The organism is Amycolatopsis methanolica 239, from assembly GCF_000739085.1.
GTDB classification, from domain to species: domain Bacteria; phylum Actinomycetota; class Actinomycetes; order Mycobacteriales; family Pseudonocardiaceae; genus Amycolatopsis_E; species Amycolatopsis_E methanolica.
On sequence record NZ_CP009110.1, the window covers coordinates 3,355,767 to 3,378,328 of the forward strand.

The 22,562-nt window shown below is 71.6% G+C and carries 27 protein-coding genes and 4 pseudogenes; 16 read left to right on the forward strand and 15 right to left on the reverse strand.

Going from position 1 to position 22,562, the window contains the following annotated elements:
• Nucleotides 1–21: 21 nt before the first annotated feature.
• Together AMETH_RS16180 and AMETH_RS16185 are read left to right on the forward strand one after the other, a co-directional pair.
• Nucleotides 22–957 carry a polyphosphate polymerase domain-containing protein gene (locus AMETH_RS16180; RefSeq protein WP_017982149.1) on the forward strand — a complete coding sequence of 312 codons (936 nt, stop codon included), beginning with the start codon at nucleotides 22–24 and terminating at the stop codon, nucleotides 955–957.
• Nucleotides 954–1,544: a DUF4956 domain-containing protein gene (locus AMETH_RS16185; protein ID WP_017982150.1), complete on the forward strand. Its 591-nt coding sequence runs from the start codon at nucleotides 954–956 to the stop codon at nucleotides 1,542–1,544. Before AMETH_RS16180 ends, AMETH_RS16185 begins: the two co-directional genes overlap by 4 nt.
• Nucleotides 1,545–1,624: 80 nt before the next feature.
• On the opposite strand, the gene AMETH_RS16190 is transcribed toward AMETH_RS16185, so the two are convergent.
• The 4 genes and pseudogenes from AMETH_RS16190 to AMETH_RS35795 form a co-directional block, all read right to left on the reverse strand.
• Nucleotides 1,625–1,822 (reverse strand): hypothetical protein, encoded by a 198-nt coding sequence (locus AMETH_RS16190; RefSeq protein WP_156131671.1) that lies wholly within the window; start codon nucleotides 1,820–1,822, stop codon nucleotides 1,625–1,627.
• 220 nt (nucleotides 1,823–2,042) lie between these two features.
• A pseudogene (locus tag AMETH_RS36840) lies at nucleotides 2,043–2,390 on the reverse strand (tetrahydrofolate dehydrogenase/cyclohydrolase catalytic domain-containing protein); the annotation flags it as partial.
• Nucleotides 2,390–3,259, reverse strand: coding sequence for a formyltetrahydrofolate deformylase (gene purU / locus AMETH_RS16195; protein ID WP_017982152.1), 870 nt, complete (start codon nucleotides 3,257–3,259; stop codon nucleotides 2,390–2,392). The gene purU and the pseudogene AMETH_RS36840, both read right to left, overlap by 1 nt.
• 13 nt (nucleotides 3,260–3,272) lie before the next feature.
• Nucleotides 3,273–3,764 (reverse strand): methylenetetrahydrofolate reductase, encoded by a 492-nt coding sequence (locus AMETH_RS35795; protein ID WP_017982153.1) that lies wholly within the window; start codon nucleotides 3,762–3,764, stop codon nucleotides 3,273–3,275.
• On the opposite strand from AMETH_RS35795, the gene AMETH_RS16200 reads away from it, so the two are divergent.
• From AMETH_RS16200 to AMETH_RS16210, 3 genes are all read left to right on the forward strand, one after another.
• A complete protein-coding gene (locus tag AMETH_RS16200; protein WP_017982154.1) occupies nucleotides 3,753–4,439 on the forward strand; it encodes a class II fructose-bisphosphate aldolase in 687 nt (228 codons plus the stop codon). The genes AMETH_RS35795 and AMETH_RS16200 overlap by 12 nt on opposite strands.
• A gap of 307 nt (nucleotides 4,440–4,746) precedes the next feature.
• Nucleotides 4,747–5,403: a DUF1326 domain-containing protein gene (locus tag AMETH_RS16205; protein ID WP_026153094.1), complete on the forward strand. Its 657-nt coding sequence runs from the start codon at nucleotides 4,747–4,749 to the stop codon at nucleotides 5,401–5,403.
• Nucleotides 5,379–6,212: a DUF2182 domain-containing protein gene (locus tag AMETH_RS16210; RefSeq protein WP_017982156.1), complete on the forward strand. Its 834-nt coding sequence runs from the start codon at nucleotides 5,379–5,381 to the stop codon at nucleotides 6,210–6,212. Before AMETH_RS16205 ends, AMETH_RS16210 begins: the two co-directional genes overlap by 25 nt.
• On the opposite strand, the gene AMETH_RS36845 is transcribed toward AMETH_RS16210, so the two are convergent.
• Both AMETH_RS36845 and AMETH_RS42095 read right to left on the reverse strand, forming a co-directional pair.
• Nucleotides 6,209–6,610: an MmyB family transcriptional regulator gene (locus AMETH_RS36845; RefSeq protein ID WP_081617702.1), complete on the reverse strand. Its 402-nt coding sequence runs from the start codon at nucleotides 6,608–6,610 to the stop codon at nucleotides 6,209–6,211. The genes AMETH_RS16210 and AMETH_RS36845 overlap by 4 nt on opposite strands.
• Nucleotides 6,611–6,696: 86 nt before the next feature.
• Nucleotides 6,697–6,747, reverse strand: a pseudogene (locus tag AMETH_RS42095) (hypothetical protein); the annotation flags it as partial.
• 180 nt (nucleotides 6,748–6,927) lie between these two features.
• Here AMETH_RS42095 and AMETH_RS41510 point away from each other — a divergent pair.
• The 6 genes and pseudogenes from AMETH_RS41510 to AMETH_RS16240 all read left to right on the forward strand — a co-directional run bounded on the left by AMETH_RS41510 (nucleotide 6,928) and on the right by AMETH_RS16240 (nucleotide 10,324).
• Nucleotides 6,928–7,050: a hypothetical protein gene (locus AMETH_RS41510; RefSeq protein WP_017982159.1), complete on the forward strand. Its 123-nt coding sequence runs from the start codon at nucleotides 6,928–6,930 to the stop codon at nucleotides 7,048–7,050.
• 38 nt (nucleotides 7,051–7,088) lie between these two features.
• Nucleotides 7,089–7,970, forward strand: coding sequence for a Rieske 2Fe-2S domain-containing protein (locus tag AMETH_RS41515; protein ID WP_267283431.1), 882 nt, complete (start codon nucleotides 7,089–7,091; stop codon nucleotides 7,968–7,970).
• A pseudogene (locus tag AMETH_RS40200) lies at nucleotides 7,967–8,599 on the forward strand (NAD(P)/FAD-dependent oxidoreductase); the annotation flags it as partial. The gene AMETH_RS41515 and the pseudogene AMETH_RS40200, both read left to right, overlap by 4 nt.
• A 176-nt stretch (nucleotides 8,600–8,775) precedes the next feature.
• Nucleotides 8,776–9,207: an oxidoreductase C-terminal domain-containing protein gene (locus AMETH_RS40205; protein WP_017982162.1), complete on the forward strand. Its 432-nt coding sequence runs from the start codon at nucleotides 8,776–8,778 to the stop codon at nucleotides 9,205–9,207.
• Between the two features lie 37 nt (nucleotides 9,208–9,244).
• Nucleotides 9,245–9,937 (forward strand): uL22 family ribosomal protein, encoded by a 693-nt coding sequence (locus AMETH_RS36855; RefSeq protein ID WP_223843162.1) that lies wholly within the window; start codon nucleotides 9,245–9,247, stop codon nucleotides 9,935–9,937.
• Between the two features lie 96 nt (nucleotides 9,938–10,033).
• Nucleotides 10,034–10,324 (forward strand): putative quinol monooxygenase, encoded by a 291-nt coding sequence (locus AMETH_RS16240; protein ID WP_017982163.1) that lies wholly within the window; start codon nucleotides 10,034–10,036, stop codon nucleotides 10,322–10,324.
• A gap of 167 nt (nucleotides 10,325–10,491) precedes the next feature.
• Here the strand turns inward: AMETH_RS16240 and AMETH_RS16245 are convergent, their stop codons facing one another.
• The 6 genes and pseudogenes from AMETH_RS16245 to AMETH_RS16270 form a co-directional block, all read right to left on the reverse strand.
• Nucleotides 10,492–12,801 (reverse strand): heavy metal translocating P-type ATPase, encoded by a 2,310-nt coding sequence (locus AMETH_RS16245; RefSeq protein WP_026153096.1) that lies wholly within the window; start codon nucleotides 12,799–12,801, stop codon nucleotides 10,492–10,494.
• A 15-nt stretch (nucleotides 12,802–12,816) separates the two neighbouring features.
• Complete coding sequence (locus AMETH_RS16250) at nucleotides 12,817–13,755, reverse strand: hypothetical protein (protein ID WP_017982165.1); 939 nt, start codon at nucleotides 13,753–13,755, stop codon at nucleotides 12,817–12,819.
• 24 nt (nucleotides 13,756–13,779) lie between these two features.
• On the reverse strand, nucleotides 13,780–13,986 hold the full coding sequence (locus AMETH_RS16255) for a heavy-metal-associated domain-containing protein (protein WP_017982166.1): 207 nt from the start codon (nucleotides 13,984–13,986) through the stop codon (nucleotides 13,780–13,782).
• Nucleotides 13,987–14,006: 20 nt separating this feature from the next.
• Nucleotides 14,007–14,288 (reverse strand): metal-sensitive transcriptional regulator, encoded by a 282-nt coding sequence (locus AMETH_RS16260; protein WP_017982167.1) that lies wholly within the window; start codon nucleotides 14,286–14,288, stop codon nucleotides 14,007–14,009.
• 345 nt (nucleotides 14,289–14,633) lie between these two features.
• Nucleotides 14,634–15,550 (reverse strand): annotated as a pseudogene (locus AMETH_RS16265) (amino acid transporter); the annotation flags it as partial.
• A gap of 101 nt (nucleotides 15,551–15,651) precedes the next feature.
• The gene (locus AMETH_RS16270; RefSeq protein WP_017982169.1) at nucleotides 15,652–16,206 is read right to left on the reverse strand and encodes a TetR/AcrR family transcriptional regulator C-terminal domain-containing protein; all 555 of its coding nucleotides are present in this window, start codon (nucleotides 16,204–16,206) and stop codon (nucleotides 15,652–15,654) included.
• A gap of 110 nt (nucleotides 16,207–16,316) precedes the next feature.
• On the opposite strand from AMETH_RS16270, the gene bioB reads away from it, so the two are divergent.
• The 3 genes from bioB to AMETH_RS16285 are packed head-to-tail and all read left to right on the forward strand — an operon-like array spanning nucleotide 16,317 to nucleotide 19,815.
• Entirely contained in the window at nucleotides 16,317–17,378 is a 1,062-nt protein-coding gene (bioB, locus tag AMETH_RS16275; protein ID WP_017982170.1) for a biotin synthase BioB, read from the forward strand.
• Entirely contained in the window at nucleotides 17,378–18,637 is a 1,260-nt protein-coding gene (locus tag AMETH_RS16280) for an adenosylmethionine--8-amino-7-oxononanoate transaminase (protein ID WP_017982171.1), read from the forward strand. The genes bioB and AMETH_RS16280 overlap by 1 nt, the downstream gene beginning before the upstream one ends.
• Nucleotides 18,634–19,815, forward strand: a complete 1,182-nt coding sequence (locus tag AMETH_RS16285; protein WP_017982172.1) for an 8-amino-7-oxononanoate synthase — start codon at nucleotides 18,634–18,636, stop codon at nucleotides 19,813–19,815. Before AMETH_RS16280 ends, AMETH_RS16285 begins: the two co-directional genes overlap by 4 nt.
• A gap of 35 nt (nucleotides 19,816–19,850) precedes the next feature.
• On the opposite strand, the gene AMETH_RS36865 is transcribed toward AMETH_RS16285, so the two are convergent.
• On the reverse strand, nucleotides 19,851–19,994 hold the full coding sequence (locus AMETH_RS36865) for a hypothetical protein (RefSeq protein ID WP_209436877.1): 144 nt from the start codon (nucleotides 19,992–19,994) through the stop codon (nucleotides 19,851–19,853).
• Between the two features lie 122 nt (nucleotides 19,995–20,116).
• Between AMETH_RS36865 and AMETH_RS35800 the strand changes: the two genes are divergently transcribed.
• Complete coding sequence (locus AMETH_RS35800; RefSeq protein WP_156131672.1) at nucleotides 20,117–20,545, forward strand: MFS transporter; 429 nt, start codon at nucleotides 20,117–20,119, stop codon at nucleotides 20,543–20,545.
• A gap of 88 nt (nucleotides 20,546–20,633) precedes the next feature.
• On the opposite strand, the gene AMETH_RS35805 is transcribed toward AMETH_RS35800, so the two are convergent.
• A complete protein-coding gene (locus AMETH_RS35805; protein WP_156131673.1) occupies nucleotides 20,634–20,936 on the reverse strand; it encodes a hypothetical protein in 303 nt (100 codons plus the stop codon).
• Between the two features lie 38 nt (nucleotides 20,937–20,974).
• On the opposite strand from AMETH_RS35805, the gene AMETH_RS16295 reads away from it, so the two are divergent.
• Nucleotides 20,975–21,988, forward strand: coding sequence for a hypothetical protein (locus AMETH_RS16295; protein ID WP_017982175.1), 1,014 nt, complete (start codon nucleotides 20,975–20,977; stop codon nucleotides 21,986–21,988).
• Here the strand turns inward: AMETH_RS16295 and AMETH_RS16300 are convergent.
• Entirely contained in the window at nucleotides 21,955–22,437 is a 483-nt protein-coding gene (locus AMETH_RS16300; RefSeq protein WP_017982176.1) for a MarR family winged helix-turn-helix transcriptional regulator, read from the reverse strand. The genes AMETH_RS16295 and AMETH_RS16300 overlap by 34 nt on opposite strands.
• Between the last annotated feature and the right edge of the window lie 125 nt (nucleotides 22,438–22,562).

The window sequence follows — 22,562 nt, forward strand, 5'->3', positions numbered from 1 at the left end:
CCTCCGACATAGAGGAGGACCATGCTATTCCGATCCCGAACTGCGGCCGTTGCCGCTGAGCAGGGCCGGTCCGCGCCCGAGCCTGCCACTCCCGGTCCGGGCGGTGAGGCGGAGCGGGCCAACAACGCCGGGCACGCCCTGCGAGGACCGGGTTCGCTGCGCAGCTTCAACCGGTACGAGATCAAGTACCTCGTGCCGGTGGCCGACGTCCAGCGCATCCTGCCCGCGATCGAGCAGCGCCTGGACCGGGACCCGCACAGCGACACCACCGGTTACGGCGTCTGGAGCACCTACTACGACACGCCTCAGTTGCGTTTCTACTGGGAGAAGATCGAGGGTCTGAAGTCTCGGCGCAAACTCCGCCTCCGGCACTACGGTGACCGGTTCGCGGTCACCGCCGACACGCCGGTCTACGTCGAGATCAAGCAGCGGGTCAATCGGGTGACCCAGAAACGTCGCCTCCCGCTGCCGTACCGGGAGGCGTTGCGCCTGTGCGCGGGCAAGGAGCCCGCGGGCTGCGAGCCGGGCGACCGCGGGTTCGTCGAGGAGGTTCTGGACCTGGTCCACCGGCTGAACCTGCGGCCCACCGCCATGACCGGGTACCAGCGCCAGGCCTACCTGGGCCGGGACGCCGACCTCGGCCTGCGGGTCACGATCGACCAGCGCGTCCGCGGGCGGGAGCGGGACTTCCACCTCGCCAACGACGCGACGAACCGGTTCATCGTTCCGCCCAGCAAGGCCATCGTCGAGATCAAGGCCAACGAGCGCGTTCCCTACTGGCTCACGGATCTGGCGGCGGACCACAACATGCAGGTGGTCCGGATCTCCAAGTACTGCCAAAGCGTGGAGGCGTTCGGCGGCGCGCCCCGCTCCGTTTTCCACGTTCCCGTCGACGAGTACGCCGACGACCCCACCTTCGACCACACCACTGCTCACGCGGAGGCACGCCCACGATGAATCTCAGCTTCGAGGACCTGACCGGTACCTTCAGCGTCCTGGACGGCGCGATCTCCCTCGCGCTTTCGTTCGCACTCAGCGTCCTGATCGCGTGGGTGTACCGGTCCACCCACCGCGACGTGTCCTACAGCCAGTCCTACGTCCAGACCCTGGTCATTCTGGGCATGCTGATCTCGGTCATCATGCTCGTGGCCGGATCGAACATCGCCCGCGCCTTCGCGCTGGTCGGCGCCCTGTCGGTAATCCGGTTCCGCAACGCGATCAAGGAGACCCGGGACGTCGGGTTCATCTTCCACATGTACCGGTTCAACTGGTTCCAGCTCAACGTCCAGCGCCAGGTCGTCGAGGTGCAGGTGCCCGCGGACGGGGACTACACCCACGTCATCTCCGATGTCCTGATCCGGCACACCGAGGAGTTCGAGCTGGTGAGTATGGAGTCCATCCGGGGTGGTGCGCTCACCGAGCTCATGTACACCGTGCGGATCAAGAAGGGCCGAGAGCCCGGTGACCTGATCTCCGACCTGCGTCAGTACAACAGCGGACAAGGTGTCACCGTGCTGACCGGCTACGACCAGACCGATCTGTGAGGCGTAGCCGTGCCCAGCCTCCCCACACGAAATCCTGTCCGGAGGCGCTTCCGGCACCGCATCCCGGTCCGGCTCCGCCACTACTGGAAGCTCGTCGCCGGAACCTGCGTCTTCGTGGTCGTGCTCGCAGGTGTGTTCGGCTCGGGGATGATCCGCCCGTACACCACGTCCAAGGCCGAGGACGCCCCCGTCCAGGTCACGGAGGACATCGCCGGGACGAAGGACCTCTTCGACACCACGACCGCGCACGACGTGCGCATCGAGTTCAATGACGCCAACTACCAGAAGATGCTGCAGGAGTACTTCGACACCGGCGAGAAGGACTACAGCCCCGTCGACGGTGATGCCGCGGCCGATCACGCACACCCGGGCCCCGGCGAGCGGGATGTCGTACCACCGGAGGAGTTCCACGATCCCGGCCGGGGTGCACGGCAACGGCCCGCCCGCGCCGAGCACGAGCCGGCCGAGGTTGGCGGGGGGCAGCCCGTCGGCGTCCTTGGCCGGGTCGACGCGCTCGATGACCTCGAACTCGTCGAGTCCGGGTGGCAGGGGCAGTTGGACGATGTAGGCGGTGCACCGGGGATCGGCGTTGAGCTGCTCGACCGCCCCGACCACGTCCGCCCGCGTCGCGGTCGCGGGCGGGTCGACCCGGATCGACTCGATCCCCACGTCGCGGCAGTCGCGGTGCTTTCCGTCGACGTAGAGGACGCTGCCAGGATCGTCGCCGACGAGCACCGTCCCCAGCCCGGGCGTGCGCCCCTGCGCGGTGAGAGCCGCCACCCGGCGGCGGAGATCGTCTTTGATCTTCGCGGCGACCAGCTTGCCGTCGAGCAGGCCGGCGCCCATCAGAACACCACCGTGGTGTTGCCGTCGCGCATGATCCGGTCTTCGCAGAAGGCCTTGACGGCGCGAGCGAGTACGAGGCGTTCGACGTCGGCGCCGCGGCGGACGAGGTCGTCGGTGGAGTCGGTGTGGCTGACGCGGACGACGTCCTGCTCGATGATCGGTCCCTCGTCGAGGTCCTCGGTGACGAAGTGGGCGGTCGCGCCGATGAGTTTCACGCCGCGTTCCTTGGCCTTGCGGTAGGGGGCGGCGCCGACGAAGGCGGGCAGGAACGAGTGGTGGATGTTGATCACCGGCACGCCCAGCGCGGCGAGGAAGTCGCCGGAGAGGATCTGCATGTACCGGGCCAGCACGACCAGGTCGACGGTGCCCTTGAGCAGGTCCAGCTGCGCGGCTTCGGCCTGCTGTTTGGCGCCCTTCGGCACGGGGATGTGGGTGAAGGGCACCTCGAACCGGTCGCCGACCCAGGCCAGGTCGGTGTGGTTGGAGACCACGTGGGTGATCTCCATCGGCAGCTCGCCCCGGCGGTGCCGCCACAGCAGGTCGAGCAGGCAGTGGTCGAGTTTCGAGGCGAACAGCGCCACTCGTTTCGGGACCGCGGTGTCGACCAGGGACCAGTTCAGCCCGAACCGCTCGCCGAGCTCGCGATGCAGGTCCACTTCGAGCGCGCAGCGCCGGTCGGCGAGCCGGTCGAGGTGGAACACGGCCCGCTGGAAGAAGCGCCCACCGGACGGGCCGGTGGAGTGCTGGTCCAGGCAGACGATGTTGGCTCCGTGACCGGTGAGGACGGCCGAGACGGCGGCGACGATGCCGGGTCCGTCCTTTCCAGACACCAGCAGTCGCCCCTCGCCGGTGGTGGTCGTGGTGTGCATGGGGTTGTCTCCTTCAGCCGGCGTCGAGGCGGGCCAGCAGTGATCGCCGCCAGGCTTCGGCGCCGGCCAGTTCGTTGAAGGTGAACAGGTGGATGCCGGCGATGTTGACGTCCGGCGCGGCGAGGTGGGGTTCGAAGGCGCGCAGGAGCTTGTCGGGGCGGTATCCGCCGGGGCGGATCAGCTGCCAGATCGTGTTCTGCTGTTTGCGCAGGAACCGCGCCGACTGCCCCAGGCCGATGCCGCCCGCGATCCGCATGAGTTTCTGCCTGCTCACCGGGGCGGGCACGCCGATCACGACGTCCAGATCCGAGTGGTCGCGGTGGACGCGGCGGGCCCAGTCCACGGTCGCCCTGGCGTCGAAGCAGATCTGGGTGATGACGTGCGTGGCCAGCGGGGCTTTCGCGGCCAGTGCGGCAGCCAGGTCCGCATCGGTGATGTTGGCGTGCCCTTCCGGGTAGCCGCAGCCGCGGCCACGGGACCGAAGCTGATCCGCATGTTGCGGCACATCGCCGACGACGCGGCGGTCGAGGTCTGCGTCCAGCTCGACCACGCGAAGGACGAGGCCCTGATCCGCCGCGGGATCGAAGCGGGCGCCGACTCGGTACTCGCCGACGGTTCCCACCTGCCGCCGGCCGCCAACGCCGGGTTCGTGCGGAAGGTCCGTGAGTTCGCCGCACCGCTCGGTGTCATGGTGGAAGCCGAACTGGGCAGCGTGCCCGGCGCCGAGGACCGCGCCACGGCTCAGGGGGCGGACACGGCCGGCAAGACGGATCCGGCGACGGTGCGGCCGTTCCTGGCCGCCTCCGGGGCTCAGCTCCTCGCGTGCGGGGCGGGCAACGTCCACGGCCGGTACCGCGGTGTCCCGGCGCTGGACTGGCGGCTGCTGGCCGCGGTCCGGGACCAGGCGGGCCCCGTTCCCCTGGTCCTGCACGGCGCGTCCGGCCTTCCCGAGGCCGACCTGCGCGCGGCGCCTGCGGCCGGGATCGGGAAGGTGAACCTCAACACCGAGCTCCGGACCGCGATGCTCCTGACGATCGACCGCGAGATCGCCGGTTGCCGCGCGGCCGGCGAGGACATGCTGACGTTGAGCGGTGCAGTCGCCGACGCGGCGGCCGGCGTCGCCCGGGACGTGTTGTCCCTGCTTGCCGTGAGTCCGAAGCCGAACGGAAAACCCGGGTAGCGAGGCCATCCAGGGCGAGAGTGAGCTGAACCTGCGTGCTCGGCAGAGGCAACGTGGTCACATCGGCGGTAGGTCTGCTGGAATCCGCAGCCGTGGACCAGCCGCGCGGTCCCGAACAGCGCCCACACCTGCCCTACAGTCGCCCGCCGGGCAGCGCGCGGGTGATCGCCACGGGGGTGGACCCGCTTGCGTGCCAAGAACAGTCGATCCGTCGCGTGCTCGCGCGAATGGTTTTCGCCGGGCGGCGTTGCTTGTTCGGCCGGGTAGTGGGAGGGACACTGGGCTGATTCCCGGAGGGAGGGTGGCGATGACCGGTTCTTCCGTGCAGCCGTGGAGCTTGCGGGGAGTGTGGTTCGACGCGTGCAAGTGCACGATCCCGTGCCCGTGTTCCTTCGCCCAGCCGCCGACCTACGGTGACTGCGACGGTGTCCTCCTGTGGCACGTGCGCGAGGGGAGGTACGGCGAGTCCCGATTGGACGGGTTGAACGTCGTGATGCTGGCGTCCTTCGTGGGCAACGTGTGGGGCGAACACAGCGACGCCTACGGCGCGGTGTTTCTGGACGAGCGAGCCGACGAGGCGCAGCGCGGCGCCCTGCAGATGATCTTCGGCGGCCAGGCGGGCGGCTGGCCTGCCCGGTTCAACGAGATGTTCGGGGGTGAGATGCGCGGCATGGAGTTCGCCGCCATCGACGCCTCGATCGCCGAGGACTACTCCGACTGGAGCGTCAGCATCCCCGGCAAGGCGACCGCGCGGGTCGAGGCGCTGACCGGGCCCACCACTGGGCCGGGTGCCCGGGTGGAGGTCCACAACCTGCCCGGCGCCGAGGTGGGCCCGGGGCAACCGCCGGCGGTGTGGGGCCGGGTGACCGCGGAGTCCGCCGACGCGTTCGGTTTCCGCTGGGAGCGCAGCGGCAACTCCAGCAAACTCATCCCGTTCGAGTGGAGCGGACCGGACGCGGCATGACCCCGCGGCCGGGCCGGGAGGTCGCTTCGTACGCGGGTTCGGTGCGGCGGTGGTCGCGAGCCGAGGCCGCGCTGGTGGTCGTGCTGCTGGTGCTCGCCGCACTGGCCTGGGTTCTGACGAGCAGGCTCGCGACCGCGGACATGCGCATGGGGGTCCTGACCGGCGGGCCCGCGATGCACGACATGACCGGCGCGATGCGGCCGTGGCCCGGGGAAGCGGCGCTGTTCCTCGGCGTGTGGGTCGTGATGATGGCGGCGATGATGCTGCCGAGCGTCGTGCCGTTCAGCCTGGGCATGCGCCGCCTGCTGCGCAGCCGGGGACTGCGTGGCCACGGCCTGTTCGCCGGCTACTTCCTCGTGTGGGCGGTGGCGGGGATCGGGGCGTTCGCGTTCGTGCAAGGCCTGGAGCGGGCCATGACCGGGCCCAGCACCACCGCCGTGCGGGCCGGGGGAGTGGTGCTGCTGGTCGCCGGCGTGTACCAGCTGACCCCGTTGAAGCGGGTGTGCCTGCGGCACTGCCGGTCGCCGATGGCGCTGCTGCTCGAACACAGCGAGACGGCGATGCGCGGCCGTTTCGGTGTCCTCCGGGTGGGGGTGAGCCACGGCGGGTACTGCCTGGGCTGCTGCTGGGCGCTGATGGCGGTGCTGCTGGCCGCCGGGATGATGAACCTGGTCTGGATGGCCGTGTTCGCGGCCGTCGTGGCCCTGGAAAAGGTCACCCGCCACGGCGAACTGATCAGCCGCGTGGTCGGCGGCCTGCTCCTCGCCACGGCGATCGTCCTCCTGGCCCAGCCGGCCCTGTTGACCTAGGAGTGGCGGGTGGGCTCCGCCGTCCGGGGTCGGGTGGCCGCCCAGCTGGCGAGGAGCTTGAGCCGGTCTTCGGACGCGGTGCCGGGTTCGGCCGTGTAGATGATCAGGTCGTGCACGGCCCGGCCGGGCAGCGGCAGGTCGAGGGACTGGAAGGTCAGGTCCAGGTGGCCGACGTCGGGGTGCCGGAGCCGTTTGATGCCATCGTGGCGCATCAGGACGTCGTGCGCGGCCCAGCGGCCGCGAAACTCCGGGCTGAGCGTGGACAGCTCGCCGACGAGTTCGCGCAGTGCCCGGTCACGGCGCTCGCGCCCGACCTCGGCGCGCAGCAGGGCGGCGGTGGCGGCTCCGGCGGCGTCCCAGCCGACGAAGAAATCCTGCGCGCCGGGGTCGAGGAAGATGTAGCGGGCAAGGTTGGGCGGCCGCGCTGGGCGGCGGTGGCACTGTCGAACATCGGCGCGAGCAGGGCACGGGCCAGGGGATTGCCGGCGACAACGTCCGTGCGGCCGGTGCGCACGAACGCCGAGGACATCGTCATGGAGTCGAGCAGCCACTGGACTCGTGCCGGGATCTCGACGTCCCGGCGCCGCGACGGCGTGCGGATCTCCTCCCGCGACGACCGGGCCAGGTCGGACAGGTAGGTGCGTTCGTCGTCGTCCAGGCGCAGGGCACGGGCGACCGCGTCGAGGACTGGGACGCCTTCCGCGACCCGGACGCGTTGACCTACCGCACGTACGTCGGGCTGCAGGCGGAGGCGGAGACCAAGACCGGCGGAGTGCTGGAGCAGTACGCGGAGGCCGATGCGGACGCGACGCTGAGCCCCGGCCAGGTTTCCTGCTGACCAAGGTCTTCACCCCGTCGAGGTACGTGCTGCACGGCATGCAGCAGGTGGAGGCCTACCTCGGTTACCTGGCGCCCACGTCGTACGTCACCAACACCGCGGGGTTCGCCACGGCCGACTACCTGCGGCGCGTGACACTCGTCGCCTACCGCACCCGGGGGCTGGAGCTGGCGCACCCTGGGGCCGGCGCCGGTTCCGCCGACCGCGGGGTGTGGGAACGCCACGAAGCGTGGCAGCCCGCGCGGAAGATCGAGAAGGCCCTCATCGCCGACGACTGGGGCGAGGCGTTCACCGCGTTCAACCTGGTGCTCGCCCCAACGCTCGACGACGTGCTGCTCCGCCAGTTCAAGGAGGTGCGCGATTCACCCTGGAGCACCGCCCGGAGAACGACGCGGTGCTGCGCCGGTGGATCGACCGGTGGGCCCCGATCGCCGACGCCGCGGCAGCCGGCCTCGGCACCCTGCGGAGACCCTGCCCGAGCGAGGTCGCAGCGCGGGGGAGGTCGAGTCAGGCGCCCGTGCGAAACGGGAGGAGTTCCTCAGCGGGATCTTCTCGGGGGCGGACGTGAGCACCGGGAAGGAGCGTGCGGGACGGTGAGCGGCACGATGACCGGACAGTGGCACGCGACGCTGCGCATCGACGACCTCTGGGAAGGGGAGATGGAGGGCGTCGAGGTCGGCGAGGAGAAAGTGCTGCTGATCAATGTGGACGGTGAGGTGCGTGCTTACCGCAACCGGTGCCCGCACCAGGCGTGGGCGCTCGACGAAGGTGACTTCGACGGCGAGACGCTTACCTGCGTCCGGCACATGTGGGTGTTCGACGCCCGTAGCGGCACCGGGGTCAACCCGGACAACTGCCGGCTGAACTCGTTTCCGTGCAAGGTGGACGGGGACGGCACGATCCTGGTGGACATCGGATGAGCACCCGCAGATGCGTGCTCGTGGGAGGAGGCGTGGCGGCGGCGTCGGCCGCCACCCCCCTTCGCGGGCGCGGCTACGAGGGTGAGGTCGTCCTGGTCGGCGACGAGCCGGTAGTGCCGTACGAGCGGCGGCCGCTGTCGAAAGACTTCCTCCTCGGAGGCACGCAGCTACCGGATCTGCATCGTCAGGCACCCGGGTGGTACGAGACCGAGCAGGTCGAACTGCGGCTGGGCATCCGGGTGACGGCCGTCGACGTCGGCGCGCGGAGCGTCACTCTGTCCACCGGGGACCGGCTGGGTTACGACGACCTCGTCCTGGCCACCGGGGTGCGGGCGCGCCGGCTTCCGGGGTTCGACGGAGACGGCGTGCACTACCTGCGCACCGCGGCAGACGCGGCGCGGCTGCGCGAAGAGCTTGCCGAGGCCGACCGGATCGCCGTCCTGGGCGCCGGCTTCGTCGGCTGTGAAGTGGCCCCCGCGGCGGCGTCGCTCGGCAAGCAGGTCACCGTGTTCGAACCGGAACCGGTTCCGCTGGCCCGGGCGCTCGGCGAGGCGATCGGCACAGTGCTGATGGACATCCACCGTGAGCACCGGGTCGAGATCCGGGCGGGGGAGCACGTGACGAGCTTCGAACGCGGGTCCGGCGGGTTCGTGCTCACCACCGGTGGGGGCGAGCGCATCGAGGTGGATGTGAATCGTGGTGGGCGTCGGCTCGCTGCCGAACGTGGAGCTGGCCGAAGCGGCCGGTCTGGCCGTCGACGGCGGGATCGTGGTCGACGGAGTACGGGCGGACGTCGGCTCCGCATGTGTATGCGGCGGGCGACGCGGTCATCCAGCACCACCCCCGGTACGGCCAGCCCATCCGGGTGGAGCATCACGACACGGCGGTGCGCCAGGGTGCGCACGTCGCGGCCACCGTGGCGGGGGAGCCGGAGCCGTTCGAGGAGGCGTACTGGTTCTGGTCCGACCAGTACGAGCACAGTCTCCAGTCCACCGGCCGCATGGGTGCGCTCGACACCGTGGTGCTCCGGGGGAGCCTGGCGGAGCGAAGCTTCTCCGCCTTTTCCCTGGTGGACGGGCGCATCCAGGGCGTGATCTCACTCAACCAGCCCCGCGACGTGCTCGAAGTCCGCCGGGTGCTGTTCACCCCGCACGAGGTCACGGCCGAGCAGCTCGCGGACGAGTCCGTGCCGCTCAAGCGATTGTTCCCGCGCGCGAAGCCCGTCCGCGCGCACTGATTCCGTTCGGTGAGCCCCGGGTGACAGGGAGAAGGACATGACGACGCTGGCCGTGCTGGAGACAGTTCAGAACCAGGTCCGGGTAACGGCGGAGGAGGCGCGTTCGGCGCTGGCGAAGGTCCGTGGTCTCCGGGCCGGCGAAGCGCTGGCGAAGCTGCGCCTCGGTCCCGGCCGCACGTGCGAGCCGGTGGCTCGCGTGCTCGACCGCGCCCTCGTCGAAGCGGCGGAGGCCGGGCTCGGTCCCGACCAGCTGGTGGTGGCGGGTGGCAGCGCCGAGCCGGCCGAGCCGATCGTCAGGGTCCGCCGGAAGGCCCACGGCAAGGCCGACTGGATTTCGAGCCCGACTGCCGACGTCCGGGTCGAGCTGCAGCCGGTCGGTGTGTGGGAAACGCAGGCGTGCGAGACCGGCGTGCGGCCTGCCGAGCCGGAGGCGGTCCTCGCCGTTCCCCCCTCGGGGGAGCCGGGAGCGCGGGCGGACGAGGTCCGTGAGGCGCTGAAGGACGTGCTCGACCCCGACCTCGGCGTGAACGTGGTCGATCTCGGTTTCGTCCGCCGAGTCGAGGTCGACGAGCACGGGTTCGCCGTACTGACGATGACGCTGACCTCCCCCGGCGTGTCCGCTCACCGGAGTCATGGAGGACCAGATCCGCACTCTGTTTTCGGAGGAGACCTCACCGGTCACCGGCTTCCGGATCGAGTGGGTGTGGCTGCCGACGTGGCGCCCCGCTGACATACTGAGGAAGGCCGCGAGCAGCTCCGGGCGATTGGCTTCACTCGATTCTGAGCCAAGACGACCGAAAGTCAAACAGACAAAGGAAGACACCAGATGGCCTACGTAGTGCTCGCGACGTGGATCGCCAAGCCCGGTGAAGCCGACGCGATCCGGAAGATCCTCGAAACCGTGACCCCGGGCAACCGGGCCGAGGAGAAGGTGCTGGCTTTCCAGGCCCACGTCAGCAAGGACGATCCGAATACCTTTGTCCTGTACGAGAAGTACGCCGACGCTTCCGGCTACGCCGATCACCGCGGGACCGAGGCGTTCAAGACCCACGTGCTCGGCGACGCGATTCCCCGCCTCGCCGACCGGACGGTCCGGGAGTTCGAGACGATCGAGTGACCGGAGTCGGACGAACTGCCGTCGAAAGCGGATCGGGCGTATAACGGCAACCTTCGACGGCAGTGACGCCGCCACTCCGGTTCACCGGCCCCCTGAGTACCGCTGCGGGACCTTCGCGATCCACGAACCGGAGGTGTCGCAGCGAAAGGCCGCGGCCTTCGTCACGATCAGCCGACCGCGACCGGTTCCGCCGCCGTTCGCCGCGTGACGCCCTGGCCCGGGCCCGGGTCGGTGGTGGTGCCGCGGAAACCGCGCAGCCGGAGGCTGTTGGTCACCACGAAGACCGAGCTGAACGCCATCGCGGCGCCGGCGATCATCGGGTTGAGCAGGCCGGCGGCGGCCAGCGGCAGGGCCGCCACGTTGTAGGCGAAGGCCCAGAACAGGTTGCCCTTGATCGTGCGCAGGGTCCGCCGGGACAACCGGATCGCGTCGGCCGCCACCCGGAGGTCGCCGCGCACCAGGGTCAGGTCGCCCGCTTCGATCGCGACGTCGGTGCCGGTGCCCATCGCCAGTCCGAGGTCGGCCTGGGCGAGCGCGGCGGCGTCGTTGACCCCGTCGCCGACCATCGCCACGACCTTGCCCTCGTCCTGCAGCCGCTTGACCACGTCGACCTTGTCGCGGGGGAGGACCTCGGCGATGACCTCGCCGATACCGACCTCCGCGGCGACCGACTCGGCCGCGGCCCGGTTGTCGCCGGTGAGCAGGATCGGGGTGAGCCCGAGCCCGCGCAGCCGCCGGATCGCCTCGGCGGAGGTGGGCTTGACGGTGTCGGCCACCACCAGCACCGCCCGCGCCCGGCCGTCCCAGCCGACCGCGACCGCCGTGCCGCCCCGCTGCTCGGCCGCCGCCTTGGCCTCGGCGAGGCCGGGGGACAGGTGCTGGCTCCAGTCCGCCAGCAGCGCGGTGCGCCCGACGAGCACGGCCTTGCCCTCGACGATCCCTTGCACGCCAAGGCCTTCGACGTTGGTGAAGCCCTCGACGCCCGGCAGGTCACCGAGGCGATCGCGTGCTCCGGTGGCGATGGCCTGGGCGATGGGGTGCTCGGAGGCGTTCTCCAGTGCTCCGGCCAGGCGCAGCACCTCGGTGGTGTCGGCGCCGTCGGTGTGCACGTCGGTGAGGGCCATTTTGCCGGTGGTGACGGTGCCGGTCTTGTCCAGCACGATCGTGTCGACGCGGCGGGTGGACTCCAGCACCTCCGGGCCCTTGATCAGGATGCCCAGCTGGGCGCCCCGCCCGGTGCCGACCAGCAGTGCGGTCGGCGTGGCCAGACCCAGCGCGCACGGGCAGGCGATGATCAGCACGGCCACCGCCGCGGTGAACGCCGCGGACACCGTGCCGCCGGCGCCGAGCCAGAACGCCAGGGTGCCCACCGCGAGGGCGATGACGATCGGCACGAACACCGCCGACACCCGGTCGGCCAGCCGCTGCACGGCGGCCTTGCCGGTCTGCGCCTCCTCGACCAGCTTCGCCATCTGCGCCAGCTGGGTGTCCGCGCCGACGCGGGTGGCCCGCACGACCAGCCTGCCGCCGGAGTTCACGGTCGCGCCGGTGACCGGGTCGCCGGGTCCGACCTCGACCGGCACAGACTCGCCGGTGAGCATGCTCGCGTCGACCGCGGAGCTGCCGTCCTCGACCACGCCGTCGGTGGCGATCTTCTCACCGGGACGGACCACGAAACGGTCGCCCACGGCCAGCTGCTCGACCGGGATCCGCTCCTCCCGGCCGCCGCGCAGCACCGCCACCTCCTTGGCGCCGAGTTCGAGCAGCGCCCGCAGCGCGGCCCCGGCCCGTCGCTTGGAGCGGGCCTCGAAGTAGCGGCCGGCGAGGATGAACGTGGTCACCCCGGCCGCGACCTCGAGGTAGATGTTGCCGTCCCCGCTGATCCGTTGGATGGTCAGCTCGAACGGGTGCGTCATGCCGGGTGTTCCGGCGCTGCCGAACAGCAGCGCGTAGAGCGACCAGGCGAACGCGGCCAGCGTGCCCATCGAGATCAGCGTGTCCATCGTGGCCGCGCCGTGCCGCAGGTTCGCCCACGCGGCGCGGTGGAACGGCCACGCGCCCCACACGATCACCGGCGCGGCCAGCGTGAGCGAGATCCACTGCCAGTAGGTGAACTGCAGCGCCGGAACCATCGCCAGCACGACCACCGGCACCGACAGCACCAGCGAGCCGATCAGCCGCTGCCGCAGCGGCCGGGACGGGTCCTCCTCGGCGGCCGCCGGTTCCGCCATCTCGGGCTGGGGGACGGTGGCCGTGTAGCCGGCCGCCTCCACCTGGGCGACCAACGTGGCCGGGTCGAGGCCGGCGGGGAAGCTGACCTTCGCCTTCTCGGTGGCGTAGTTGACGGTCGCGGTGACGCCGTCGAGCTTGTTGAGCTTGCGTTCGACCCGCATCGCGCACGAGGCGCAGGTCATGCCACCGATCGCCAGCTCGATGTCCTGGGCGGCCTGCGGAAGGTTCTGCACATCCGAAGTCATCGTGGTTCCCCTCGATCAGCCGTGGCTGTGGCCGTCGCCGGTAGCGGGCGGTGCGGTGGGCGCGCTGCCCGCGGTCGGCACGGTGAACTCGGCCGTGCGGACCTGGCCCGCGTGCTGGAAGTCGAGGAACAGCCGGTAGGTGCCGGCGGAGGGGACTTCCGCGTGGAACGTGACGCCCGGTCCCGGCTGCGTCGTGCCGTCGCCCGGGCTGCCGCCCGGGTGGACGTGCAGGTAGGCGAGGTCGCCTTCGCGCAGCGCCACCAGGTGCCCGTAGGCGCCCAGGTAGGGCTGCAGGTCGGTGACGTCGTGGCCGTCCTTGGTGACGGTGGCCGTCACCGTCGACGTGCGTCCCGGAGTCAGGTCGCCGTCGACCCGGACCTCATAGCCGTCCACCCGGGCGACGCGTGTGACCGGGTGGTGGGCCGGCTGGAAGTCGCCGGCCGCGGCGAGGTCGACGCCGAGGGTGGTGGCCTCCCCGCCAGTGGGCGTGAAGTCGGCGAAGGCGCGGTAGCTGCCGGCGTCGGCAACGGCCAGCGGCACCGTCCAGGTGCCGTCGCCCGCCATTTCCGGGTGGATGTGCTGGAACCCAGCGGTGTCGCGGCGCACCACGACGAGGTGCATGCGCTTTTCGTGCTCGACGTCGAACGCGGTGACCGCGTTGCCGTCGGGCCCGGTGATCCGGAAGGAGAACTCCTCGGTGGTCCCGGTGGTCAGCGTCGTGCGGGTGGGCGTGAGGGTGTAACCGCCCCTGGACGACGCCAGCCCCGCGGGCTGGTCGGGTTGCGTGGTCTCCGCGACAGTGCCGCTGTGGCTGTCCCCGTGCGCGGCGTCCTCGGCGCCACGCGTGCCAGCTTCGCTGGTGACGGGACCGACAGCGGTGCCGATCGCCCAGCCGCCTCCGGCGACCAGGGCGAGCGCCGCACCGTAGGCGGAGAGCTTCCCTGCAGTGTTCATGACATTCCTGTCCTCGGGCTGCCGCTACGCGGTCAGCTGGTAACCGGCTTCTTCGACGGCGGCGCGCACCGCGTCGGTGGTGAGCTCCTTCTCGCTGGTGACGGTGACCCGGCCGGTGGGCAGGTCGACGGCCACGCCGGTGACGCCGTCGATCTCCCGGACCTCCTCGGTCACCGAGCGGACGCAGTGCTCGCAGGTCATGCCGGTCACGGTGTAGGTCTGCTCGCTCATTGGCTCTCCTTCTTCCGTGGTCAGGAACGGACCAGCCGGGCGATGGCTTCGCTGGCCTCGCGCACCTTCGCGTCGGCCGTGTCGCCGCCGACGGCGATCGCTTCGGCCACGCAGTGTTTGAGGTGTTCGTCCATCAGGCCCAGCGACACCGACTGCAGGGCCTTCGTGGCCGCGGCGATCTGGGTGAGCACGTCGATGCAGTACTCGTCGTTCTCGACCATCCGCTGCGGGCCCCGGATCTGCCCTTCGATCCGGCGCAGCCGGGTGAGGTAGCCGTCCTTGTCGCTGGTGTAACCCCGCATTGTTCCTTCTCCTCACGTCGGCCCCGGTGGCGCCAACACCGAGATTTATACCCTAGGGGGGTACCGTAGTCAAACGGCGGGGTGGAGCTCGTCTCCACAGTGGAATGAGTGGCCGCTGCCGGACGCGACGGGTCGATCAGCCGGTCACGCGGCCCGGGACGTCAGTGGACCCGGGTGGCGATGCCCGGGTAGTCGAGGATGAGGCCGCGCCGGTCGTAGACCAGGCGGCAGGTGAAGTCGAATCGCGGCGCGGCGTAGTCGTAGTGCTTGTCGTCCGACCGGGAGTAGGTCTGGTCCGGCGGTCCACCGCGAGCCCGACCAGGCGGACGTACGCGGCCGGCGCCTGGTCGCGATCAGGTACACGGACATGATGAGCGCGGCGACCGTGAGCAGCTTGCGGGTGTTGCGGATCCGGCTCGCCAGCCGCTGCTCGGCGTTCTCGCCGTCGGCGGCGACCAGCGGCATCATGCTCACGCCGGTCTCGAACCCGGACAGGCCCAGCACCAGTAGCGGGAACGCCAGGACCGCGGGACCGACGACCCCGGTGAGGCCGGCGCCCGAGGTCAGCGCGTCCACCCAGCGGTCCAGCGCGACGGGCGTGGTCAGCACCTCGGCCACCCCCGCGGCCACGACCACGGCGTTGAGCAGCAGGAACACCGCGACCAGCGGGATGGCGACCCCGACGGCCTCGGAGAACCCGAGCAGGAAAACCCCGCCCAGGATCAGCAGCAGCACCACGGTGACCAGCACCTCGTGACTGTGCAGAAACGCCGGGACGTGCGGGTTCTCCAGCGCGTGCACGGTGGCGTCGGCCGAGGACAGGGTGATCGTGATGATCCACGACGTGGCCACGAACCCGAGCAGCACGAGCACGAAGATCTTGCCGCGCCAGAACGGCAGCAGGTCCTCCAGCATCGCGACCGACCCCTGGCCGTGCGGCTCTCCTTCGCCACCCGCCGGTACATCGGGAGCATGCCCAGCAGGGTCAGCGCGACGATCAGCAGGGTGGCCAGCGGCGACAGGGCGCCGGCGGCCAGCGCGGCGATACCCGGCAGGTAGGACAGCGTGGAGAAGTAGTCCACGCCGGTCAGGCACATGACCTTCCACCACGCCTGCGGCTCGGTGTGCTGCTCGCCGCTCTCCGGGCCCACCGGCTGGACGCGGTGCTGCAGCAGCCACCGGCCCAGCCGGGTCGACGGCGCTGTCGGCCGGACCGGGCTGTCGACCCGTTCCGGCACCACGAACTCCGGCAGCTCGGCCATGGCCGTCCTTCCCGGTCTCTCGCGCGGTGCGCTGATCAGACTGCCGGACCCGTCGCCGGAGAGCAGTGCCGCCCCAGTCCGGTGCGGACGCTCCCGGGCGGTCAGCTGCGCACGCGGGAGCGGATGCCGTCGAGCAGCAACTCGATTCCCTGCTCGAAGTCGCCGGGGCCGCCGGGTTCCCGGTCGATCGCCCCGGCACTGGAGGCCTGCAGCGCGGCCTGCTCGTCCGCCGTGTGGCCGAAGACGAGGTGCAGCAGCGCGCGGGTGGCGACGTCGACGAGGTCGTCCGGCAGGCCGCCGTCCCGCAGCGCTTCCCGCAGCTGTGCGGCCGGCTCGCCCGCGCCGAGGCCGAAGGTGTGCGCGGTGGCTACCACCTCGGCGCCGTCGCGGTAGGCCAGCATCGAATCGCGCAGTTCGGCGCAGATCTCCACCGCCCGCTGGTCCCACTCGACCGCGCGGCGCTCACGCCGGCCGCGTGCGAGGATCTCGTCGGCGACGGCGGCCAGCAGCGTCTGTTTGTTCGGCACGTGGTGGTAGAGCGCGCTCGGTTGCAGCCCGAGTTCGGCGGCCAGCCTGCGCATCGTGAGCGACTCCAGGCCGTACTCGTCGAGGACCTCGATCGCGCGCTCGACGACATCGCGCCGCTGGTAGCGCACACCGGACTCCTCCCGTTGACCTGTTCGCGCGGCCAGTGTACCGTCAGCGCCGCTCACCCGAACACCGTTCAGGTTGTAATCAACTAGTCACTCTAAGTCAGGAGAAGTGGATGGGCTCCAGGTTCGAGCAGCTCGCCGACGCGGTCCTCGCCGGGGTTCCCGCCGGGCCCGGCGACGCACTGTCCGTGCTGGGCGCCGACGACGCCGAGGTGCTGTCCGTCGTCGCCGCGGCGGGCAGGCTGCGCCGCGCGCACTTCGGCAACACCGTCAAGGTGAACTACCTGGTGAACCTGAAGTCCGGTCTGTGCCCGGAGAACTGCAACTACTGCTCGCAGGCGCTCGGCTCGGCGGCGCCCATCCTCAAGTACTCCTGGCTGTCCACGGAGGAGGCGCTGAAGCAGGCGGGCGCGGGGATCTCCGGTGGCGCCGGCCGGGTGTGCCTGGTCTCCTCCGGGCGCGGACCGTCCAACCGGGACATCGATCGCGTCACCGAGATGGTCGGGGCGCTCAAGGCCGAGCATCCGGACGTCGAGGTCTGCGCCTGCCTCGGCCTGCTCTCCGACGGGCAGGCCGAGCGCCTCGCCGACGCCGGGGTGGACGCCTACAACCACAACATCAACACGGCGGAGAGCCACCACCACAACATCGTCCAGACCCACACCTACGCCGACCGGGTGGACACCGTGGCGAAGGCGAAGCGCGGCGGGCTGTCGCCCTGCTCCGGTCTCATCGCCGGGCTGGGGGAGACCGACGAGCAGCTGGCCGAAGCCCTGTTCGCGCTCAAGGAGCTGGACGCCGACTCGATCCCGGTCAACTTCCTGATGCCCTTCGACGGCACCCCGCTCGCCGACACCTGGGAGCTGTCCCCCTTGCGGTGCCTGAAGATCCTGGCCATGGCGCGGTTCGTGTGCCCGGACAAGGAGATCCGCATCGCCGGCGGCCGCGAGATGCACCTGCGTTCGCTGCAGTCGCTCGCGCTGCACGTCGCCAACTCGATCTTCCTCGGCGACTACCTCACCTCCGAGGGGCAGGCCGCGGAGGCGGACCTGGAGATGATCCGGGACAACGGGTTCGTCGTGCTGGGCTCCGAAGAGGACATCGCGGCGCGGGGACCCGTCGACCCGGCGATCCGCCGGCGCGGCGCGGGCACCGCCGTCGTCCCCAACGCCTGATGACACCCGCGGAACTGCTCGCGTTCGACCGCGGGCACCTGTGGCACCCGTACACCTCGATGACCGACCCGCCGCCGGTGCGGCTGGTCACCGGCGCGTCCGGCAGCCGGATCACAGTGGACGGCGCCGGGGACGTGGTCGACGGCATGGCGTCGTGGTGGTCGGCGATCCACGGCTACCGGCACCCGGTGCTCGACGAGGCGGCGCGCCGCCAGCTGGCGAACATGTCGCACGTGATGTTCGGCGGCCTCACCCACGAGCCCGCCGTCGAGCTGGCGGCGCGGCTGGTCGACCTCACCCCCGCCGGGCTGGAGCACGTGTTCCTCGCCGACTCCGGATCGGTGAGCGTCGAGGTGGCGATGAAGATGGCGCTGCAGTACCAGCGCGGCACCGGCAGCCCGGAGCGGACCCGGTTTCTCACCGTCCGCGGCGGCTACCATGGCGACACCTTCGACTGCATGAGCGTGTGCGACCCGGACGGCGGCATGCACGCCATGTGGTCGGGGGTGCTGCCGGAGCAGGTGTTCGGCGAGCGCCCACCACGGTCCGAAGTGGACGTCGCCGCGTGGGCGGCGGGTTTCCGCGCGCTCGCGGCCGAGCACGCGGGCCGGCTCGCCGGGCTGATCGTGGAGCCGTTGCTGCAGGGTGCAGGCGGCATGCACCCTTACCCGGCGAGCTGCCTGCCGGTCTTCCGGGAGGTGGCCGACGAGCACGGGCTGGTGCTGATCTTCGACGAGATCGCCACCGGCTTCGGCCGCACCGGCACGCTCTTCGCCGCCGACGCCGCGGGCGTGGCGCCGGACGTGATGTGCGTCGGCAAGGCCCTCACCGGCGGTTACCTGTCGCTGGCCGCCACCCTGTGCACCAGCGAGGTCGCCAGGGGGCTGTCGGCCAGCGACTCCGGGGTGCTCATGCACGGGCCCACGTTCATGGGCAATCCGCTGGCCTGCGCGATCGCCACCGCCAGCCTCGACCTGCTGTCCAGTGTGGACTGGCGGGCCGACGTGCGCCGGATCAACGCGGGATTGCAGGCGCTGCACCGGATCGAGGCCGCCGACGTGCGGGTGCTCGGCGCGGTCGGCGTGGTCCAGCTCGACCACCCGGTCGACGTGGCCAAGGCGACCGAGGCGGCGCTGGCGGAGGGCGTGTGGCTGCGGCCGTTCCGCGACCTGATCTACACCATGCCGCCGTACGTGTGCACCGACGACGACATCGCCACGATCTGCCGTGGCATCGAAGCCGCGGCGGCGGTCGCATGAGCTGGGCGGAGTGGTTCGCCGCGCAGCGCGCCGCGCGGGAGGCCGCCGGCCTGCACCGCACGCTGCGCCCGCGGGCGGCCGGCGACGGCTTCATCGACCTGGCCAGCAACGACTACCTGGGGCTGAGCGGCGATCCCGGCGTCCGCCGCGCGGCCGCCGAAGCCGCGCTCGTCTGGGGCGCCGGAGCCGGTGCGTCCCGCCTGGTGACCGGCACGACCACCCTGCACACCGAGCTGGAGCGTGAGCTGGCCGAGTTCACCGGCCGCGAGGCGGCGCTGGTGTTCTCCACCGGCTACCACGCCAACCTGTCCGCGGTGACCGCGCTGGCGGACCGGGACGCGATGATCGTCTCGGACGCCCACGTCCACGCGTCGCTGATCGACGCCGCGCGCCTGTCCCGCGCCGCCGTCCGGGTGGTCCCGCACAACGACGTCGCCGCCGTCCGGGCCGCGCTGGCCGCCGCCGGTGGACGGCGGGCGCTCGTGCTGACCGAGTCGGTCTTCTCGGTCCTCGGCGACGCCGCGCCGCTCGCCGAGCTGACCGGGGTGTGCGCCGAGCACGACGCGCTGCTCGTCGTCGACGAGGCGCACGGGCTCGGCGTGGCCGGTGACGGCGGGCGGGGCCTGCTGCACGGCCTCGGCCTGTCCCGCCAACCGCACGTGGTGATGACCGCGACGCTGTCCAAGTCGCTGGGCGCGATGGGCGGCGCGGTCCTCGGCTCGGCCGCGCTGATCGACCACCTGGTCAACCGGGCGCGTCCGTTCATCTTCGACACCGGGCTGGCGCCGGCGCCCACCGCCGGCGCTCTGGCGGCGTTGCGCACGCTGCGCGCCCGGCCGGACCTCCCGGCCCGGATCCACGAGCGCGGCGCGGCGCTGGCCGAGCGGCTCGACGTGCCGCGCTCGGCGGGCGCGGTGTTGTCAGTGCCGATGCCCTCGCCGCACGTCGCGGTCACCGCCCAGGCCGAGGCTCTCGCGGCGGGAGTGCGGGTGGGCTGCTTCCGGCCGCCGTCCGTGCCCGACGGGATCTCCCGCCTGCGCGTCACGACGCACGCCGGGCTGGACGAGGAGCGCTGGGCGCGCGCGGTCGACGTGCTGGCCCGGGTGGCCGCTCAGTCGAGCTCCTCGGCGAGCGCGACGAAGATCCCGGCGGGACCGCGGACGCAGCAGAGCCGGTAGCTGTCCCCGTACTGCACCACTTCGCCGACCGGTCCTCAGCCGAGCCCGTTCAGCAGGTCGGCCACCACCTTCGCGGCCAGGGGCGGTGCTCCGGGGGGCACCGAGGCCGCCGACGAGGTCGCCACCAGCATCCGCGCGGCGGCCTGGTGGCGGGGCGCCGGCCGGGCGTCCCCGGTCACCCGCGCCATGGAGTCGTGGATTTCGCGGGCGCGGGCCTGCGCTGCTGGTCGCTTCGACCTCCACCCGGGAGGCGTTCGTCGAGTGGGGCTGGCGGCTGGGTTTCCTGGTCAGCTTCGTGCTGGTGATCTTCGGTCTGGTGATCCGGCGCCGCCTCACCGAACGCCCGCTGTTCGAGGAGGCGGCGCGGCACCGCCCGGCGCGCGTGCCGCTGCTGGAGGTGCTGCGCGACCACCCGCTGGCCCTGCTGCGGTCGGTGTGCGTGACCGGCGCGTCGACCGCGATGGGCTACATCATCCTCACCTACATCCTGTCCTACGGCACCGGCGAAGTCGGCTACTCCCGCAACGAGCTGCTGTTCGTCGTGATCCTCACCAGCGTGGTGCAGCTCGGCGCGATCTACGGGCTGTCCGGGCTGGCCGACCGCTTCGGCCGCCGCGAGGTGATCGCCGCGGGCGCGCTCGCCCAAGCGGTCGCGGCGCGCTGCTGTTCTTCCTCGTGTTCGACACCGGTGTCTTCGTGCTGGCGCTGGTGGCGTGCGTGGTCACGGTGATCACCGTGTCCGCCCAGTACGGGCCGCTGCCCGCGCTGCTGTCCGACCACTTCCCGACCCGCATCCGCTACAGCGGCGTGTCCCTGGGCTACCAGCTGGGCAACGTGGTCGGCGGCGGCCTCGCGCCCGTGGTGGCGACCGCGATCTTCACCGCCTCCGGCAGTTCGCTGCTGGTGGGCGTGTACCTGGCCGGGATGGCCCTGCTGGCGCTGGTGCTGGCCGTCGTCCTCCCCGCGGCGCCGGCGAGCGCCGCGACCCGGATTACCGGGACGCTGACGAACGGCGCCACCTGGATCGTCGACGTGCCCGCCGGCTGGAACGGCACGCTCGTGTTGTTCAGCCACGGTTTCCGCCCCGGCCCGGACAACCCGCCCGCCGACGCGCCCGACACGGCGACCGCGCAGGCGCTGCTGGGCGCTCAGCACCGCGGTGGCCGACCAGCTCGGCACGCTCGTCGCGGTCGAGGAACGCATCGGGGTGGCGCGCGAGGTGGTCGCACTGGGGCGGTCGATGGGCGTTCTGGTGTCGGTGCTGCTCGCCGAAGGCGGTCGCGCCGACGGGGTGCTGACCACCTGCGGTCTCGTCGGCGGCGGGGTCAACCTGAACAACTACCAGCTCGACGGCCTGCACGCCCTGGCCGGGCTGTTGCTGCCCGGGCAGGACGTCCAGCTCACCGGGTTCACCACGCCGGCGCAGGCCGCCGTCACCGCCGCCGCCCTCACCACCGCGGTGCGGCAGGCGCAGGCCACCCCGGAGGGCCGCGCGCGGATCGCGCTCGCGGCGTCGCTGATGAACATGCCGACGTGGGCCACGGGGCCGCGGCCGCCCACGGACTTCGCCCAGCAGCAACGGGCCCAGTACACGTGGCTGATGCAGACGCTGCCGTTCGTGATCCCGGCGCGCGTCAGCATCGTCTCGGTGGCCGGCGGCGACAGCGGCTGGAACGTCGGGGTGGACTATGCGCGGCTGGTGCACCGGTCCGCGCAGCTGCCGCAGGTCGTCGCGCTCTACCGGGAGGCGGGCCTGGACCTGCACGCCGACCTGGGCGCGCTCACCCGCGCCGCCGACATCGCCCACGACGCCGGGGCGCTGGCCTGGATGCGGCGTACGTCGGCGCCGACGGGGAAGTTGCGGGTGCCGGAGCTGACCCTGCACACGATCGCCGACCAGCTCGCACCCGTGGAGTGCCAGCGGGACTACGCGCTGCGCGTGGCCCGCGCGGGGGAGAGCGCCCTGCTGCGGCAGGCGTACGTGCAGCGGGTGGGGCACTGCGCGTTCACCCCGGCCGAGTACCTCGCCGGGCTGTTCGCGGTGCGGCAGCGCATCCGCACCGGCGCCTGGTCGGACGCGGCGCGGCCGGAACGGCTGCAGGAGGTGGCTTCGACGATCGGGGACGCGGCGTTCGCGGGTTACTCGCCGCCGCCGTTCGTCAACGCGCGCTGAGCGTTGGCGTGCGAGGCGAGCATGCCGTAGCCGTCCTCCAGGTCGCGGCGGAACCCGGCGCGGCGGTCGTCGTCCATGCCGGAGAGCATCCTGTCCTCGAGCTCCCGGACCAGCGGCGTGCACTCGTCGAGGACCTGCTTGCCGCGCTCGGTGAGGGTGGCGAGCAGGACCCGGCGGTTGCCCGGGTCCTCCGCGCGCTCGATGAGCCCGTACTTCTCCAGCGTGAGCACCATGGTGTGCATGGTCTGCGGCCGGACGAACGAGCGGCGCGCGAGCTGCGCGGAGGACAGCCCGTTGCGGTGGCGCAACGCGGTCAGCGCGGTGTACTGCAGGGTGGTCAGCCCGAATGGGCGCAGCGCGTCGTCCATCAGCGAGCGGATCACCAGCTCCAGCCGCTTGACCAGGTAGAGGGTCAGCGGGGCGTCCTCGGCGCGGGATTCGGTCACCACCCCATGCTGCCACGGTCCGGTGTGGACTCCGCGCGCACCGCGCCGCGCGGTCAGAAGACGATGCCGCGCTCCCGGATCGCGTCCCACGTGTCCAGGGGCAGCTCGGTGAGGGCGAAGGCGTCGTC